Origin of the sequence: Amycolatopsis sacchari (genome assembly GCF_900114035.1) — a bacterium.
Classification (GTDB): Bacteria; Actinomycetota; Actinomycetes; order Mycobacteriales; family Pseudonocardiaceae; genus Amycolatopsis_E; species Amycolatopsis_E sacchari.
This window is the reverse complement of sequence record NZ_FORP01000002.1, coordinates 528,143-546,041: the sequence shown is the minus strand read 5'-3', so window position 1 is coordinate 546,041 and position 17,899 is coordinate 528,143. Positions and strand designations below refer to the sequence as shown.

The window sequence follows — 17,899 nt, the reverse complement described above, 5'->3', positions numbered from 1 at the left end:
AGGCGACGACGGCGATCACGAACGCGATCAGCAAGGTGTCGGATCTGATCCGGAAGCTGGTCAAGACGATCGGGAACGTGACGCCGAAGATCCGCAAGATCGTGGACAAGCTCGGTGAGATCATCGAGAAGTTGTCGAAGCTGGGCCGCAAGTTCGCCCGGCGTGCGGATGGGGCGACGTTGCCCTCGGGCGCGAAGTCGATCGACACGCCGGAGTTGCACGCCCCGGACGCGCCACACACCCCACACACCCCGGACGCCGACCTGCCGGGCACCCACGCCGGCGACGGCACGACGCCCGGTTCCGCCGACACGCCGTCGAGCCGTCCCAGCGATCCGGCGGACACGAAGACGCCGGAGAACGCGCGGGTCTGCGAGAACGACCCGATCGACGTCGCGACCGGCGAGATGGTGCTGGGGCAGACCGACGTGGAGCTGCCCGCCGTGCTGCCGCTGGTGCTGCGCCGCACCCACGTCTCGTCGTACCGCGCGGGCCGGTCGTTCGGGCGCAGCTGGGCGTCGACGGTGGACCAGCGCGTGGAGGTCGATTCGGCGGGCGTCGTGTACGTCGCCGAGGACGGGATGCTGCTGGTGTACCCGGCGCCGCCCGCCGACGGTGTGGTGCTGCCCGAACTGGGGCCGCGCTGGCCGCTGTCGCGGAGCGAAGACGGCGGGTTCACCGTGGAGCGGCGGGAATCGGGGCGGCGCCTGCATTTCGCTCCCGGCACCGGGCTGCTGCGGGAGGTGGCCGACCGCAACGGAAACCGGATCACCTTCGACCGTGACGCCGCCGGGACGCTCACCGCGGTCCGGCACTCGGGTGGTTACGAGCTGGCCGTCGACACGTCGGCCGGGCTGATCACCGCGCTGTCCCTGCGCAACCCGCACGGCGAGGACATCCCGGTGGTGCGCTACCGCTACGACGACGCCGGGCGCCTGACCGAGGTGCTCAACTCGTCCGGCGCGCCGCTGCGGTTCGACTACGACCTCGCGGGGCGGATCACGCAGTGGACCGACCGCAACGGCGAGTGGTACCGCTACCGCTACGACGAACGCGGCCGCTGCGTGGCGAACGAGGGCTCGGGCGGCTTCCTCGACGGCACGTTCGAGTACGAGGACGGCGTCACCCGCTTCACCGACGCGCTGGGCCACACCACCGTCTACGAGGTGAACGCGCGGCGGCAGGTCGTCGCCGAAACCGACCCGTTGGGCCACCGGACCACGCAGGAGTGGGACGAGTTCGACCGCCTGCTGTCCCGCACCGACCCACTGGGCCGCACGACGACGTACCGCTACGACGAGGAAGGCAACCTCACCACCATCACCCGCCCCGACGGCACCCAGGCACTCGCCGAGTACGGCGAAGCGGGGCGGCCGGTCGGCACGATCGACCCGGACGGCGCGGTGTGGCGGCGGACGTACGACGCGGCGGGACGCGTCACGTCGGTCACCGACCCCACCGGGGCCACCACGCACTGCGAGTACGACGGCACGGGGCAGCTCGTCAAGGTGACCGACGAGCTGGGCCGCGTGCACCGCACGGAGACCGACGCCGCCGGCCTGCCGGTCGCCGAGATCGACGTGCACGGCAACGTCACCCGCTACCGGCGCGACCAGTTCGGGCGGATCGTCGAGATCACCGACCCCACCGGCGCGACGACGACGATGACGTGGACCGTCGAGGGCCGCCTGCTTTCGCGCGTGAACGCCGACGGCGGCGTCGAGCGGTGGCGGTACGACGGTGAGGGCAACCAGGTCGAGTACGTCGACGCGCTGGGTCAGGTCACCCGGATCCGCAGCACGCATTTCGACCTGCCCGCCGCGCACCTCCGGCCCGACGGCAGCAGCCTCACCTTCGCCTACGACCCGGCGCTGCGGCTGAAGTCGGTCACGGATTCCCGAGGCCAGGTCTGGCGCTACGAGTACGACGCCGCCGGCCGCCTCGTCTCGGAAACCGATTTCAACGGGCGCACCGTGCGCTACCGGCACGACGCGGCGGGCCAGCTCGTCGCACGCACGAACGGCAACCAGGAGGAGATCACCTACCGGCGGGACCCGCTGGGCAACGTCGTCGAACGCGGCTACGGGGACGTGGTCGAGACCTTCGAACACGACCCGGTGGGCCGCCTCGTCCGGGCGCGCAACGCGGACGCGGACCTCGTGCTCGTCCGCGATGCCGTGGGCCGGGTGCTCGCCGAAGGCAGCAACGGCCGGGTGGTCACGTCCGAGTACGACCGGATCGGCCGTCGCACACTGCGGCGCACGCCGACCGGTGCCGAAACCGTGTGGCAGTACGGGATCGGCGGGCGGCCCGACGCCCTGCGCACCGCCGGGCACACCATGACGTTCGGCTACGACGGCGCGGGGCGGGAGACCGAGCGCCTCCTCGACAGCGGCACCGTGATCGCGCAGTCCTGGGAGCCGGGCGGGCGGCTGGGGAGCCAGACCGTGTCCGTGGTGGGCAGCGCGCGGCACCAGTCGCGGGTCATCCAGCAGCGCCGCTACCACTACCGGCCCGACGGGCACCTGGCCGGGATCGACGACCTGCTCGCGGGCAACCGGTCGTTCACGCTCGACCCGGCGGCCAGGATCACCGCGGTGACGGGCACGGGCTGGACCGAGCGCTACGCCTACGACGCGGCGGGCAACGTCACCTCCGCCAGCTGGCCGGACCCGTCCGGTGACGCGCAGGGGCCGCGCCAGTACTCCGGTTGTGCCGTCACGCAGGCGGGCAACGTGCGCTACCGGTACGACGCGCAGGGCCGCGTGATCATGCGCTCCCGCAAGCGCTTGTCGGCCAAACCGGAGACGTGGCACTACACCTGGAACGCCGACGACCGGCTGGTCGAGGTGGTCACGCCGGACGGCACGCGCTGGCGCTACCTGTACGACCCCCTCGGCAGGCGGATCGCGAAGCTGCGGCTCGCCGGTGGCGTGGTGGCGGAGCGGATCGACTTCTGCTGGGACGGCATGGTGCTCGCCGAGCAGATCCACTCCGACGGCACGGCCACGACCTGGAACTGGGAGCCGGGCACGTTCCGCCCCGTCTCGCAGGTCGAGCGGAGCGCGCGCGACCAGCAGTGGTTCGACCGGGAGTTCTACTCCATCGTCACCGACCTCGTCGGCACCCCGACCGAGCTGGTCACCCCCGACGGCGCGCTCGCGTGGCGCCGGCGGTCCACGCTGTGGGGGCTGGACCTGCCGGGCGGCGGGGACGGCGCGGACACCCCGCTCCGGTTCCCCGGGCAGTACTACGACCGCGAATCAGGCCTGCACTACAACCACTTCCGGTACTACGACCCGGCCACCGGCCGCTACACCGCGATCGACCCGCTGGGGCTGGCGCCCGCGCCGAACCCGCAGGCGTACGTGCCGAACCCGACCGCCGCCATCGACCCGAGCGGCCTCACGCCGTGCCAGACGTTCTACAGCGTGCAGAGCAGGCAGGACGCTGACCGGCTGATCGACAACGGGGGCGAGCCCTGGCCGTCCGGGGTGGACTCGAACGGCAGGCCGCGCGCGGAGCTGGGCGAGGGGCTTTACGCGTGGGAGACGAGGGAACAGGCGGAGCGGTACCTCGACGTGATCAGCCGCCGGGAGGGTGCACCCACGATGGAAATTGTCGAGCACCGCATCCGCGGTGAGGACTTCGACCGGCTGCGCTCGGCGGACATGAGCACGATGGACGACGACGCCGCCACCGAGCTGTGGCTGTCCGAAGGCAACCACGACTACGACCACATCCGGCGCGTCACCGGTAGGTTCGGGCCAGAGCACTACTTCCGGAGCAGCGTCTACCACCTGTTCCAGAGCACGAGGAGTTCCGGATGACCCGCACCGGCGAGTTCCGCCTGCAGCGGCAGAAGGGCGGCGTCGGCTACTTCGGCCAGGTCCGGGTGCGCGTCGTACCGGGGCCGGCCGACGTGGTCTGGACCGCGCCGCCCGAGGACCGGACCTCCCTGCAACCCCGCGAGGACGCGGAGTTCGTCGAGGCCGCGCTCGCCGGGGCGCGTGACGGGGTCGAACTCGTGCGCTCGCTGGGGGTGGACGTCGGCGAGCGGGTGGAGGTCGTGCACGCGCAGCTGGACCTGAAGGACATCGAGGAGAGCGCGGTCCGCGCCGCGGCGGCCCTCGCGGTGGGTGAGGCGTACGGCGTCGGCGACCGGCTGGTGCTCGACTTCCGTGACGGCTGGTTCGTCCGGACGGTCTGATGGCTCCTGGCTTGGCCGAGCAGGTGGAGCTGATCCGGCGGCTCGTGGCGGGGGATCTCGGCCCGGAGGAGTTCGCGGGCCGCTGGCTCGCGGCGCGACGCCGTGCGCTCGAGGCGGGCGAGCGCGTGCCGTTGCCGCTCGAGCGGCTGCTCGACGAAGTGTTCTTCGCCGTCGAGGACTACGTGCCGCAGCCGGAACTGCGCGATCCCGGCGAGTTGTCGGGCCCGCAGCTGGTCGAGCGGGTGCGAGCGGTCGCCGGGCGCGTGGAGGAGTACGTGCGGCACGTCTCACCTGGCGGAGATCGGGGCGGAGCGGAGGCGCCATCCGCGTAGCCTGGACCTCCGGGAGGTGGCGATGGACCTGGTGGCGCAGCTGCGGACGGTGGTGCCCGCCGAGCACGTGCTGGACGACCCGGACGTGGTCGAGGGGTACCTGCAGGACCACGCCGAGTGGGCCGAGTACGGCAAGGCCCTCGCGGTGGTGCGGCCCCGCGGCACGGAGGAGGTCCAGGCGGTCGTCCGGTTCGCGGGCGAGCACCGCGTGCCCGTCGTGCCGCGCGGCGCCGGGACCGGGCTTTCCGGTGGCGCCAACGCGATCGAGGGCTGCATTGTGCTGTCCTTCGAGGCGATGGACCAGGTGCTGGAGATCAACCCCGCCGAACGGCTCGCCGTCGTGCAGCCGGGCGTGGTGAACGACGACCTGCGTGCCGCCTGCGCGGCGCAGGACCTGTGGTACCCGCCGGACCCGGCGAGCGCGCCGTGGTCCACCATCGGCGGCAACGTCGCGACCAACGCGGGCGGCCTCTGCTGCGTGAAGTACGGCGTGACGCGGGACTACGTGCTGGCGCTGGAGGTCGTCACCGGGCGCGGCGAGGTGGTCCGGCTCGGGCGCCGCACGGCCAAGGGCGTCGCCGGGTACGACCTGTGCGGGCTGATGGTCGGCTCCGAGGGCACGCTCGGCATCATCACCGAGATCACCGTGCGGCTGCGACCGAAACGTCCCGTGGAGCGCACCATCGCCGGGTACTTCGACTCCGTTGTCGCGGCGGGCGAGGCCGTCAGTGCGGTGTCGGCGTCCGGGGTGATCCCGTCGGCGCTGGAGCTGGTCGACAAGCGGTGCCTCGAAGCGGTCGACGCGTGGAAGAACATGGGCCTGTCCACCGAAGCGAACGTGGTGCTGCTCGGCCGCGTCGACACGCCGGGCCAGGCGGGCGAGGACGAGGCGCGCACAGTGTTGCGTTGCTTCGAGGAAGCCGGTGCCACGTGGGCCGCGCTGTCCTCCGACGAGCAGGAGGCCGAGGCGTTGTTCGACGCGCGGCGCCTGGCGTACCCGGCGCTGGAGCGGCTCGGCCCGGTGCTGACCGAGGACGTGTGCGTACCCAAGGCGCTGGTGCCGGAAATGCTGGCGCGCATCGAAAAGACGGCCGCCGCGCACGACACGCTCATCGCGAACATCGCGCACGCCGGTGACGGCAACCTGCACCCGCTGCTGATCACGCCGATCGGCGACGAGGACGCGAAACGCCGTGCGCAGGCGGCGTTCGAGGACATCATCGCCGACGCCATCGAGCTCGGCGGCACCGTGACCGGCGAGCACGGCGTCGGCCTGCTCAAGCGCGGCGGCCTGCGCCGCGAGGTGAGCCCCGCGGTGCTGGACCTGCACCACGCGGTCAAGACAGCGCTCGACCCGCTGGGAATCCTCAACCCCGGCAAGGTCTTCACGACGACGGCGTAGCCGAGGACGACTCGTACGACGGCGACGACGGCGGCAGCCAGATCGGGCTCGGGCAGTTCCCCGTCTCCTCGCCGATGCTGTTGATTTCGGCGTTGCTGCGCGGGTCCGAGCCGTAGTCGATCACGTCGGTGCACCGCGGCCGGGAGGACGGGCTGGTTGACGGCGTGCTCGTGACGCCGACGTCGCTGGACCGGACGCTGGTGTGCCCCGCCGTGCTGGACGGCGGCGCGCTTCCGGTGCCGCCCGCGGGGGCGGAGTTCGTGGTCGTGCTGCCCGTGTCCACGCTGGAAGTCGTCGTCGTGGGCGGGGCCGTCACGACGGGCGGGCGCGGGACCTCGCCGACCGGGGGCGGGCCGGCGGTGAACCCCCGCAGGGCGAACCCGCCCGCACACAGCCCGCACACGAGGAGTACGCACGCGGCGATCGTGCCGCCGCGGCGCAGCAGGACGCGGCGGCGGCCGCGGCGCAGGACGTCCTCCAGGTGGTCACCGGGCGGCGGTCCCTCCCCGGCGACGGCCTCCTTCAACGCCAGGCCCAGCTCTTGCTCGTCAGCCCACATTTTGGTCCTCGAGGGTCTCGGCCTGTCGCGCGTACTCGCGCCGGAGCGCCGTGAGGCCGCGTGCGGTCTGGCTCTTCACCGTGCCTTCGGAACAGTTCAGCGTCTCGGCGACGTCCTCGACGGTCAGGTCGTACACGAACCGCAGCACCAGGACGGCGCGTTGCCGGGGCGGCACCGCCAGCAACGCCTGCCGCAGGGCGGCCCGGTCGTCACTGCGGGCGATCTCGTTCGGCCCCGGTTCCCCCGGCGGTGGTTCGGCGACGGGGTGTTCGCGTTCCCGGCCCCGGCGGCGGGTGTCCAGGAAGGTCCTGGTCAGCACCGTGCGCAGGTAGGCCTTCCCGGTCTCGTGCCGGATGCGGCGCCACTGCGCGTACACCCGCACGAACGCCGCCTGCGCGAGTTCCTCGGCCTGGCTCCAGTCGCCGCACAGGGCGTACGCGACGCGTCGGGCCCATTCGAAGGAGGCCGTGTAGAACTCGGCGAAGTCGTCCTGTTGTGCCACGGAAGTCCCCCCGCCGCCGATGTCACCGCACAGACGCGGAACCGGCGGCGGGGGTTGCACGGTGTGCGGGAGAACTACCCGTGGTTGCCCGTCCGCCACAGCTGGGCGTAGTGGCCACCTGCCGCGAGGAGTTCCTCATGGGTGCCCTGCTCGACGACGCGGCCATGGTCGAGCACGACGATGCGGTCGGCGCGGGCGGCCGTCGCGAGGCGGTGGGCCACCACGAAGGTCGTGCGGCGGCGGGCCAGGTTCTCCGTCGCCCGCAGGACCGCGCCCTCCGTGGACGGGTCGAGTGCCGCGGTCGCCTCGTCGAGCAGCAGGACGTCCGGGTCCACCAGTTCGGCCCGCGCCAGCGCGATCAGCTGCCGTTGCCCCGCCGACAACGACTTCCCGCGTTCGCCGACCGATTGCCGGAAACCCGACGGCAGAGCGGCCACCCCGTCGAGCGCCCCGACCGCGCGCACGGCGGCCTCCACCTCCGCGTCGCTCGCCGACGGGCGGCCGTACCGCACGTTGTCGGCGACCGTGCCGGAGAACAAGTGCGCCTCCTGCGGCACGACACCCATCCGGTGCCGCAGCCCGGGCAGGTCGTAGTCCCGCACGTCCACGCCGTCGATGCCGACCTTGCCGCTCGTCGCGTCGTAGAACCGCGCGACGAGCTTCACCGCGGTCGACTTGCCGGCACCCGTGGCGCCCACCAGCGCGACCGTCTCACCCGGCGCCACCTTGAGCGAGATGTCCGCCAGCGCCCGGGTTTCCGTGCCCGCGTAGGCGAAGTCCACGGCGTCGAACGTGACCTCGCCACGCAACCGCTCCGGCACGGGCACGGGGTGCTCGGGCGGCGGGACGGACGTGGGCGTGCGCAGCAGTTCGCCGATGCGGCGCAGGCCCACCTTCGCCTGCTGGTACCCGTCGAACACCGACGACAGCTGCTGGATGGGCGAGAAGAACAGGTTTAGGTACAACAGGAACCCGAGCAGCACCCCGACCGGCAGCGTGCCGTCCGCGACCCGGTTCGCGCCCGCCACCAGCACCACCGCCTCCGCGACCCCGGAAAGCATGGTGACGAACGGGAAGTACGTCGCGACGTACCGCTGCGCCCGCAGCCGCGACCGGCGGTAGGCGTCGCTGCGGGACGCGAAGTCCTCCGCCGAGCGCTCCTCGCGGCTGTACGCCTGCGCGACACGAAGCCCGCTCACGTTCTCCTGCATGTCGGCGTTGACGACGCTGACGCGCTCGCGCGCCTCGTTGTACGCGGCGGTCGCGAGCTTGCGGAAGACGACCGTCGCGACGACCAGGATCGGCAGCACCGACAACGCGTACAGCGCCAGCGAAGCGTCGGTGACGAGCAGCGCCGCCGAGATGCCGACCAGGGTGAGCGCGCTGATCACCGCCTGCGCGACCCCGGTCTGCAGGAACGTCGACAGCGCGTCCACGTCCGTCGTCATCCGGGTCATGATCTTCCCGGACAGCTCGCGCTCGTAGTAGTCGAGCCCGAGCCGCTGCAGGTGGGCGTAGCTGCGCACGCGCAGCGAGTACAGCACGGTCTCGCCCGCCTTCGCGGTGAGCCGGGTTTGCGTGGCGATGACGAGCCAGTCCAGCGCGATGATCACGGCGCCGATGGCCGCCGTCAGCCAGATCACCGACTCCACGCCCGGCCGCACGCCGTGGTCCACCCCCTGCTGGTACAGCGCGGGCAGCGCGATCGAGGCGGCCGCGTCCAGCCCGACGAGCACGACCACCGCGGTGAGCAGCGCCCGCACGGGCCGCAGCAGTCCGGCGAGCCGGAACCGCGGATCCGGCTTCGTGACCTCGTCGGCGTCCAGGGCCGGGACGTCCGTGGCGGGCGGCAGTTTCCGGACGCCTTCGAGGAGTTCCTCCGTCGGCGGCACGTCGAACGCGCCGCGCATACCGCCCATCCCACCGCCCGAAGGCGCGGCGGCGGTGCGTTGCTGGGCCGCGTCCGCGAGCTGCGCGGCGTCGTCCTGCTCGGCGGGCTCGGGCCACAGCTCCGGGGTGATCCCGGTGTCCGGGTGGCGCACGCATTCGCGGCGGTGCTTCTGGTCCACACCCTCGCCGGGCCCGGACACCAGCTCCCGGAACAGTTCGCAGCGCTCTTCCAGCTCCTCCGCCGTACCCACGTCGACGACGCGGCCCGCGTCCAGCACGGCGATGCGGTCCGCCAGCGCGAGCGTCGACCGCCGGTGCGCGATGAGCAACGTCGTGCGGCTCGCGGTGACGGCACGCAGCGTGTCGTGGATCGCGGCCTCGGTCACGGTGTCCACCGCCGAGGTCGCGTCGTCGAGGATCAGCACCCGCGGATCGGTCAGCAACGCCCTGGCCAGCCCGAGCCGCTGCCGCTGCCCGCCGGACAACGTCAGCCCGCGCTCGCCGACGAGCGTGGCGTAGCCCTGGGGCAGCTGCTCGATGAACTCGTGCGCCTCGGCGGCCTTCGCCGCCGCGATGACCTCCTCGTCGCTGGCGTCCGGGCGCCCGTACGCGATGTTGTCGCGCACGGAGGAGGAGAACAGGAACGCCTCCTCGAACACCACGCCGATCGCGCGGCGCAGATCGGCCAGGCGCACGTCCCGCACGTCGTACCCGCCGAGCCGGACCGAACCCGAGTGCACGTCGTAGAACCGGGGCAGCAGCAGCGAGATCGTCGACTTGCCGGACCCGGCAGTGCCCACCAGCGCCAGCGTCTCACCCGGTTCCGCCGCCAGCGTCAGGCCGTCGAGCACCGGTTCGGCACGGGTGTACCCGAACTTCACGTCCGTCAGCTCCACCCCGAGCGGCCCCTCCGGCAGCGGCCGCGCGTCCGGCTTGTCGCGGACCTCGGGCTGGGCGTCGATCAGCTCGTACACGCGGTCCGCGCCCGCGCGCGTCAGCTGCGCCTGCACCACCACCGAGGACAGCATCCGCGCCGGGCCCACCAGGCCCGACACGTAACTGGCGAACGCGAGAAAAGTTCCGAGCGTGACCTCGCCCCGCAGCGCGAGGATGCCGCCCAGCGCCAGCACGGCGACCTGACCCGCCGCGGGCAACGCCGACGTCGTCGCCGTCGGCACCGCCGACAGCCTCGCCGCCCGCAACCGCTCCGCGAACAGCCGTTTCGCCGCCCGCTCCAGCCGCGAAACCTCCCGCGCCTCCTGGCCGAAGCCCTTCACCACGCGCACCCCGGTGACGGTCTCCTCGACGTGCTGCGCCACATCCGCGGCCCGCTGCTGCGCCGACCACGTCGCCGGGAACAACCGCTTCCGCGACCGCGCCGCCACGAACGCCACCGCGGGCACCACCACCAGCGCGATCACCGTCAACAGCGGCGACATCCACAGCATCGCGGCCAGCGAGAACACCGCGAACACCACCGAACCCGCCGACAGCGGGACCATCATCAGCAGCGACACCACCAGCTGCAGGTCCGTGATCGCGCGCGACACCACCTGCCCCGTGCGCAGCGAATCCTGCTTGCCACCGTCCAAACGCGACACCGCGCCGAACACCGCGCGCCGCAGGTCGTGCTGCACGTCCAGCGCCAGCCGGCCGCCCACGTACCGGCGCACGAACGCCGTCGCGAACATCAGCACCTGCACCCCGACGAGCCCGCCCGCGAGCAGCCCCAGGTTCCCCGTGCGCCCGCTCACGGCGTCGTCCACCGCCGCCCGCACGAACAGCGGGCTCACCGCCTGGAAGCCGACGCTCACCACGGCCGCGGTGAGCGACAGCACAACCAGCCACGGGTGCCGCCAGCACGCGGCACCCAGTCTGCGGATCCAGCCGGTCTTCGGTTCAGGAGGAGCAACGGTCACAAGGCTCCAGACTATGCGTGCTCGCCGCCCCGTGGCGGCGGCTCCACATCGGACAGGCCCGCGACGACTCCGGCGAACGGGTGAAAACCGGCCCGCCGCCGACCGCCGCGGGACGCAAAACCGCACTTCGTCGGGGAATCACGACGTCCCGCCGCGGGGTGTGAAGAAGTATTTCCGCCAAAACGCCGACCCCGTGCAGCGAACTCGCCGCCGACCACCTAAGCTGTTGTTGGCGGCCCGCTCCCAGTGACCCCCAGGCTGGTTGAGCGGGCCGCCCCTGTTCGCGCTGTCGCGCTTCCCATCTGGCGCTCAACGTCGCGACCTTTTTGGGGGTCGGACCCCCAAACCCCCGCCAGGGGGCTTCGCCCCCTGGACCCCCATACCGCTGGGCGCGTCGTGTGCCTGGGTGACCCATCCCGCGGTGCCGGTCTGGCCGACGGTTGAACGGTGTTTATTTCAGGAAAGTTGTGTGGGGGGTGTGGGGGAGGGTGTGGGCTGTGGCTACTGGGGCGTTTGTCAGGTGGCCTTGGTGGGTGTTCAGGCCTTTGGCCAGTGCGGTGTTCGTCGTCAAGGCCTGGTGCCAGCCTTGGTCCGCCAGTGCCAGCGCGTAGGGGAGCGTGACGTTCGTCAGGGCCTGCGTCGACGTGGTGGGGACCGCGCCCGGCATGTTGGCCACGCAGTAGAAGAGCGAACCGTGCACCTGGTAGGTCGGGTCGTCGTGCGTGGTGGGGTGCGAGTCGGCGAAACAGCCGCCCTGGTCGATCGCGATGTCCACCAGCACACTGCCCGGCTTCATCCGCGCCACCAGGTCGTTCGAGACCAGCTTCGGGGCCTTCGCGCCCGGGATCAGCACCGCGCCGACCACCATGTCCGCCTGGACCACCGACTCCTGGATCGCGAACGCCGTCGACGTCACCGTGCGGATCCGGCCACCGAACTCCTGGTCGATCTGACGCAGACGGTCCACATTGGTGTCGAGGACCTCCACATCGGATCCCAGCCCCAGCGCGACGCGAGCGGCGTTCAGGCCCGCCACGCCACCGCCGATCACGACGACCTTCGCCGGGCGCACCCCGGGCACCCCGCCTGGCAGCACACCCCGGCCACCCGAGGGCTTCATCAGCGCGTAGGCACCCACCTGCGGGGCGAGGCGGCCCGCCACCTCCGACATCGGGGCCAGCAACGGGAGCGCGCCGTTGTCGGTCTGGACCGTTTCGTACGCGATCGCCGTGGTGCCCGAGTCCAGCAGCGCCTGCGTCAGCGGGCGGTCCGCCGCCAGGTGCAGGTAGGTGAACAGGACCTGGCCCGACCGCAGGCGCGGGTACTCCTCGGCGATGGGCTCCTTCACCTTGAGCACCAGTTCGCCCTCGGCCCACACCTCGTCCGCGGTCGCGAGGACCTTCGCGCCGGCCGCGGTGTAGTCGTCGTCACTGATGGCGGAGCCCACCCCGGCCTCCGTCTCGACGAACACCTCGTGACCGCGGCGGGTCAGCTCGTGCACGCCCGCCGGGGTCAGCGCCACCCGGTACTCGTGCTTCTTGATCTCACGGGGGACGGCGATACGCACGGGATCCTCCTGCTTGTGCTCCTGCGGCGTCGGTGTTGACCACGGTGCTGCACCCGGCCCGCGGTGTCATCGTCCGCCCGCGACAATCCTCGCGCCAGGGGATGGTTCCCGCACGACAGCGGAGTTGACCTCCACCTAACTGGAGGATGCAGGGTGGAGGTCATGAGAGCGGTGTGGTTGCGGGAGTTCGGTGGTCCAGAGGTGCTGCGGGCGGGCGAGGCGCCCGATCCGGTGCCGGAGCCGGGGCAGGTGCTGATCACGGTGGCGTTCGCCAACACCACCTTCGTCGAGACGCAGTTCCGCGCGGGCGGGATGAACCCGTTCGGGGTGCGGCCACCGGTCATCCCCGGCAACGGCGTCGGCGGCGTGGTGACGGCCGGGGCGGACGGGAACCTCGTGGGCAGGCAGGTGGTGACTTCGACCGGCGGCACCGGGGGTTACGCCGAGCGCGTCGCCGTGCCCGCACGCGACCCGTTCCTGGTGCCCGACGGGCTCGCGCTCGACGCCGCGGTCGCCCTGCTGGCGGACGGCCGCACGGCCAAGGCGCTGGCCCACACCGCCGCGCTGGAGCCGGGGCAGCGGGTCCTCGTCGAAGCGGCGGCGGGCGGTGTCGGCAGCCTGCTCGTGCAGCTGGCGAAGAACGCGGGTGCCACGGTGGTCGCCGCGACGGGACCGGGCAAGGTCGATGTGGCGCGGGAGCTGGGGGCGGACGTGGCGGTCGACTACTCCCGGCCCGGCTGGGCGGAGGAAGCCGGGGAGGTCGACGTCGTTTTCGACGGCGTGGGCGGCGAAACCGGCGCGACGGCGTTCTCGCTGCTGCGCCGCGGCGGGCGGCTCGTGATGTACGGCCTGGCGAGCGGCGCGTGGACCCCCGTCTCCGACGACGACGCGGCCGCGAAGGGCGTCACGCTCCACCGCGGCCTTTCGTACCAGCCGGACGAACTGCGTGCGTTCACCGAAGCCGCGCTCGCGGACGGCGCCGCCGGGAAGCTGACCCCGCTCATCGGGCAGCGCTTCCCGCTGGAGCAGGCGGCAGACGCGCACCGGGCCATCGAAAACCGCGCCACGGTGGGAAAGACGCTGCTGGTGGTCTGAACTCAACCGGAGTCGGCGGGGCGTTCCGCGCCCTCGTCGACCCGGCTCACCCTGCTCGCCGCCCGGAACAGGTACCTCATCTGGCGGCGGCGAGTGGGGTGGCACAGGCCCCACAACAACGTCGTCTCCAGCCGGGATCGCCAGCGCAGATCGGGGCAGAGCAGCCGCGCCAGGCGGAGGAACTCGGCGCGGTCGGCCCGTGCCTTCGCACTGGTTCCGCGGAGCGTGCCCTGGTCGCAGAGCGAGACGAGCCTGCGGAGGTAGCCCGGCCCGTAGGAGCGGTCCATGGCGATCGTCCAGGCGAGGGCCCGCATCTCCTCGGGGTGCCGCAGGCTCAGCTCCGCCGCGTCGACGAGCGGGACGTCGTCCTCGGTCCAGACACCGAGCAGCCACATGGCCAGTTCGAGCGCGACCCGGCGCAGACCGTCGCGGGTGCGGAGGGATTTCTTGTCCGCGAGCCAATCCTGCACCGTGCGCAGGATGACGGGGGCGTTCGCGTTGTCGGCGAGCGAGACCAGAACGGCCGCGATGACCGCGTCGCCCGCCCTGGCGGAGTCGGTGCGGGCGATCTCGGCCAGCCGTTCCAGTGCGCGTTCCCGGTCTGTCTCGAAGAAGGCGCCGCAGACGAGCGCGGCCGTGTACTTCCGGTTGACCGACGTGCCCGCGATCCAGGAGTCCAGGATGTCCTCCACCAGACCGCGGAGGTTGTGTTTGCCGGCGAGGCGGGTGAGCGTCTTCCCGGCGAGGTGGCGTTGCCGCAGACCGTTGTGCCCTGCCAGGTATTCCACGGGCCGCAGGGGTTTGTGGGCCGGGACCTCGGTGATGATGGTGCACAACGCCTGCACCGCGGCCTCCGGCTCGTCCGAACCGCACATCCAGTCGAGCAGGATCTTGTGGTCGAGGTGGTACTGCTGCCAGAACCGCCGCAGGACCGCGTTCGCCCAGTCCGGCCGCTCGAACCGCACGGTCTGTTCGCGCAGGCCGGGGTGGCTGGAGTGGCTCCGCAGGTCGGTGGTCGCGCGGATGTCCCGCAACAGCCGGTCCTTGGGCTTGCTGAACACCCGCCGCGGACGGGGCGTCCGGTCCTGCGGCAGCTCCGCCGCGCGGGCGAGGCGGTCGAGCCGCACCGCGTGTTCGGCGACCTCGTCGAAGGGTTTGCCCTCCAGCAGCGCGACCGCCATGAGCATGGTGAACTCCTCCGAAGCCCACCCGTCGTGGATGATGTCCTTGACCGCGCGGTCCACGTCCTCGTCGAGTTTCCTGGCGAACTCCGCCTCGTCGCCGCCTTCCGTCGTGAGCGTGATGGCCATGTCCGCGGCGTGCGCGGCCTTGTGCGGTGGATCGCCGACCGTGAGTTTCCCGGCGAGCACACGGTCGAAGACCGCCCGGGCCTCCTCGAAGCGGCCGGGTGCGCGGTGCCGCATCCGGGCCAGCGCCACCTGCACGGGGTCGGGCGGTTTGAGGGGAACGGCCTGGGCGTTGGCGGAATGCGGCACGTCGCCGGGCTGGTCGACGATGATCACCAGCCGGCAGTGCCGGGTCCTGGCGAGCCCAGCGGCCTTGGTGAGGTCGAACTCCGTCAGCACCGCGGCCCCGGGGCCGGTCGCGTGCCAGAGGTAGCCGTCGTCGGCGTGCAGTTCGTCCTCTTTGATGCCGCCCAGCCGTCGTCCGCTGTTGAGGCGGACGATCCGCCTGCTGCCGGCGAGCAGGCGGAGGCCGGCGAAGTTCCTCCCGGTGCCGGTGTTGTGCAGCACCACGACCGACCGTTCCGCGAGGATCTTCGCGGCCTGCGCGTAGCCGTCCGGCTCCACGAACTGCCCGGCGACCTCGGCGAGCTCGTCCTCGTTGACCTGCCACTCGAAGAGTTCGCCGTCGGGGGACTTGATCTCCTGCACGATGGTCTGGACGGTGATGTCGCCGTGGACTTCGCCCGTCTGCGCGACCGAGCCGTGGATGTCGCCGTGGATCTTGTTCCCGGCCGGCGCGTGGGGCGGCTGGGCGGTGGGCTGCTGCTCGGACGGCGACGGCACAGCCCCAGTGTGACCAGAACGGGCGAGGAGTTGAACAGCGTTCACTCGTTCGGCCCTGGGCGGACCTTCGCTCAGAAGTCCACGCGGACGGCGTCCCCGGTGGAAATCGTGCCCGGCTGGGTCACCCGCATGATCAGGCCGAACTTGTTGTCGTGCTGCTCGATCAGCCAGGTCTGCAGCTTCGGCCAGCGTTCCCGGCCCTGCGGGTCCCAGCTGGGCACGGCACACCGGATGCACGGGCCGGAGCGCTCGCCGACGGCCTCCAGCACCACGTCGCCGATGGTGATCGCCGTGCCCTCGCCCCAGTCCTCCTCCGCGAAGGCGGGGGCGTCGAGCGTCAGGTGCACGTTGGGGCGGAAGCGTTCCAGCGCGACGGGCGCGCCCAGCTCGTCCTCCAGCGCCGCCCGCGACGCCTCGACCGTCACGAGCACCGTCGGACCGCGGTCCTGCTGGCCGTCCGCCGTGCGCAGTTCCAGTGGCATACCGAGGGATCCGGTCAGCGCGGCGGGCAGCCCGGGATCGGTCCACGACCACTCCGCGCCGTCCGGGCCGTACAGCGTGGGCGGTTCCCCGACGTCGCCGCGGTACTCGCTGCGCCACGACAGCAGCTCGGGGTTCTGCCGGACCGTGAGCACGCGGCCGGCGCGCTTCTCGCGGAGGTCGATCAGCGCGTGCGCGCGGTCGCCCGCCATGCCGCGGTGGTCGAACAGGGCGGCGGAGGGCTGCTCGCCCCGCAGGGATTTGACCGGCCAGCGGTTGAGCTGGGCCACGGAACCGGAGAACACCCGTTCATCGTATCCGGGCTCAGGACCAGCGCAGGACCACGAGCTGCGTGAGCAGCGCCAGCCGGACGTCGGGATCGTCGAGGTCCAGGGGTACGAGTTCGAGCAACCGCCGCATGCGGTAGCGCAGGGTGTTGGGGTGGATCCGCAGCGCCGCAGCCGCGGCGCGGGGATCGCCGGGGAACCGCAGCCACTCGTACAGCGTGGCGAGGTATTCGGTGCGGTGGACGCGGTCGTGCTCGCGCAGGGACTCCAGCGGCCCGAACTCCGTGACGCGCGCGGCGGCGGCCGCGGCGGCCGTGCGGTGCAGGACCAGCGCGGTCCACACCTCGTCGTAGCTGCCGGCGTTGTCCCGCAGCAGCCCCGCTCGCAGCAGCCCCAGCGTCTCCTCCGCCTCGGCGCGTGACCGGGTCAGCTCGCCGACGTCCACGGCGCTGCCTGCCGCCAGCCGCAGGTCCGCCAGCGCCTTCCGCAGCTCGGCCCACGAGCCCGGCCCGTGCCCGTCGGGCACCACGGCGTACAGCAGCCCGCCGAGCTCGGTCGCGACCGGACGGCGGCCGATGCCGTGGGAGATCCGTTCCAGCAGCGCCAGCCGCAGCCCCTCGCCGTCCGCGCTGTCGCCGCCGGGCGTGTCGACCACGACGACGCGGTGCGGGCCCTCGCCGAGGTCCAGCTCCTCGATCGCCTTGCGCGGGCCCACCTTCCCCTCCAGCAACGCCCGCAGCACCCCCGCCGACGCACGGCGCCGCGCGTCCTCGTGCGCGCGGCGGCGCAGCAGGTGCAGGGCGACGATCGGGGCGGTGTGGGCGAACGCGGCCGCGCGTTCCTCCGGGACCGGGCCCCGTACGACGGCCCACATCGAGCCGAGCAGCTCGCCGCCCATCCGGATCGGCACGATCAGCCGTGGCAGCGTGCCGTCCTTCTGCGCGGGCACGAAAACCGTCTGCCGCCCGCGGGACAGCTCGCGGAACACGCCACGCGAGCGGAACCGGGCGAGCACGTCGTCGGGGATGCGGCGGCCCATGATCGTGGACACGCGTGCGGGGTCGGTGAGGTCCTGCCTGGCGGAGTAGGCGAGCACGCGGGAGTTGACGTCCTCGATCGTCACCGGCGCGTCCACCACCGACGCGATGACGTCGGCGAGCCGGAACAGGTCGCCCGCGCCGGCGTCGCTGTCGTCGATCGCCTCGGAGTCGGCCGCGTCGAGCACGGTCCGCAGCAGCCACACCAGTTGCGCCCACGCCGTCGCCGCCCGCACCTCGACGAGCGCGATCTCCGCGTCCTTCGCCGCGCGCCGCACGGCCTGCTTGCCCGCCAGCGGGGGTTTGAGCAACACGGCGGCGGCCTTGCGCCCGGCGCTGTGCGCCACGAGCGCGACCGCGTCCTCGACGTCGGCGGCGGCCACACCGAGCACGAGATCGCCTGCCGCGACCGACGTCGCGACCCCCGGTTCGGCGATCACCACGTCCGCCACCGCGGGACACGCCTCCGGGACCCACACGTCACGCAGCAGGGTGGGGCCGACGCGCTCGACGACCTCGCGAACGGACACCATTCGCGCAGCATACGGCGCGTTCGGGCCGCCGGAGGCCAGGTTGCCCAGCACGCCGG

General features: G+C 72.4%; 12 protein-coding genes. 5 read left to right on the top strand and 7 right to left on the bottom strand.

The window, feature by feature from the left end; translation table 11 throughout:
* The 4 genes from BMZ92_RS06675 to BMZ92_RS06660 form a co-directional block, all read left to right on the top strand.
* Positions 1-3,830 (top strand): DUF6531 domain-containing protein (locus BMZ92_RS06675; protein ID WP_091504809.1); only part of this gene is annotated, 3,830 nt, incomplete at its 5' end.
* On the top strand, positions 3,827-4,210 hold the full coding sequence (locus BMZ92_RS06670) for a hypothetical protein (RefSeq protein ID WP_091504808.1): 384 nt from the start codon (positions 3,827-3,829) through the stop codon (positions 4,208-4,210). The genes BMZ92_RS06675 and BMZ92_RS06670, both read left to right, overlap by 4 nt.
* Positions 4,210-4,542 carry a hypothetical protein gene (locus BMZ92_RS06665; RefSeq protein WP_143249810.1) on the top strand — a complete coding sequence of 111 codons (333 nt, stop codon included), beginning with the start codon at positions 4,210-4,212 and terminating at the stop codon, positions 4,540-4,542. Before BMZ92_RS06670 ends, BMZ92_RS06665 begins: the two co-directional genes overlap by 1 nt.
* Before the next feature lie 22 nt (positions 4,543-4,564).
* Positions 4,565-5,944, top strand: a complete 1,380-nt coding sequence (locus BMZ92_RS06660; protein ID WP_091504870.1) for an FAD-binding oxidoreductase — start codon at positions 4,565-4,567, stop codon at positions 5,942-5,944.
* On the opposite strand, the gene BMZ92_RS06655 is transcribed toward BMZ92_RS06660, so the two are convergent.
* From BMZ92_RS06655 to ald, 4 genes are all read right to left on the bottom strand, one after another.
* Entirely contained in the window at positions 5,928-6,503 is a 576-nt protein-coding gene (locus BMZ92_RS06655; protein WP_091504806.1) for a hypothetical protein, read from the bottom strand. The two genes, BMZ92_RS06660 and BMZ92_RS06655, sit on opposite strands and share 17 nt — an antisense overlap.
* Positions 6,493-7,005 (bottom strand): SigE family RNA polymerase sigma factor, encoded by a 513-nt coding sequence (locus BMZ92_RS06650; protein WP_091504805.1) that lies wholly within the window; start codon positions 7,003-7,005, stop codon positions 6,493-6,495. The genes BMZ92_RS06655 and BMZ92_RS06650 overlap by 11 nt, the downstream gene beginning before the upstream one ends.
* A 74-nt stretch (positions 7,006-7,079) precedes the next feature.
* Positions 7,080-10,814: an ABC transporter ATP-binding protein gene (locus BMZ92_RS06645; protein WP_245782931.1), complete on the bottom strand. Its 3,735-nt coding sequence runs from the start codon at positions 10,812-10,814 to the stop codon at positions 7,080-7,082.
* A 451-nt stretch (positions 10,815-11,265) separates the two neighbouring features.
* A complete protein-coding gene (ald, locus tag BMZ92_RS06640; protein ID WP_091504804.1) occupies positions 11,266-12,381 on the bottom strand; it encodes an alanine dehydrogenase in 1,116 nt (371 codons plus the stop codon).
* A gap of 162 nt (positions 12,382-12,543) precedes the next feature.
* On the opposite strand from ald, the gene BMZ92_RS06635 reads away from it, so the two are divergent.
* Complete coding sequence (locus tag BMZ92_RS06635; protein WP_091504868.1) at positions 12,544-13,476, top strand: zinc-binding dehydrogenase; 933 nt, start codon at positions 12,544-12,546, stop codon at positions 13,474-13,476.
* A gap of 2 nt (positions 13,477-13,478) precedes the next feature.
* Here the strand turns inward: BMZ92_RS06635 and BMZ92_RS06630 are convergent, their stop codons facing one another.
* The 3 genes from BMZ92_RS06630 to BMZ92_RS06620 form a co-directional block, all read right to left on the bottom strand.
* On the bottom strand, positions 13,479-15,506 hold the full coding sequence (locus tag BMZ92_RS06630; RefSeq protein ID WP_091504803.1) for a hypothetical protein: 2,028 nt from the start codon (positions 15,504-15,506) through the stop codon (positions 13,479-13,481).
* A gap of 71 nt (positions 15,507-15,577) precedes the next feature.
* Positions 15,578-16,291: an MOSC domain-containing protein gene (locus BMZ92_RS06625; RefSeq protein WP_091504802.1), complete on the bottom strand. Its 714-nt coding sequence runs from the start codon at positions 16,289-16,291 to the stop codon at positions 15,578-15,580.
* Between the two features lie 19 nt (positions 16,292-16,310).
* Positions 16,311-17,843, bottom strand: coding sequence for a PucR family transcriptional regulator (locus BMZ92_RS06620; RefSeq protein WP_091504801.1), 1,533 nt, complete (start codon positions 17,841-17,843; stop codon positions 16,311-16,313).
* Positions 17,844-17,899 lie beyond the last annotated feature (56 nt).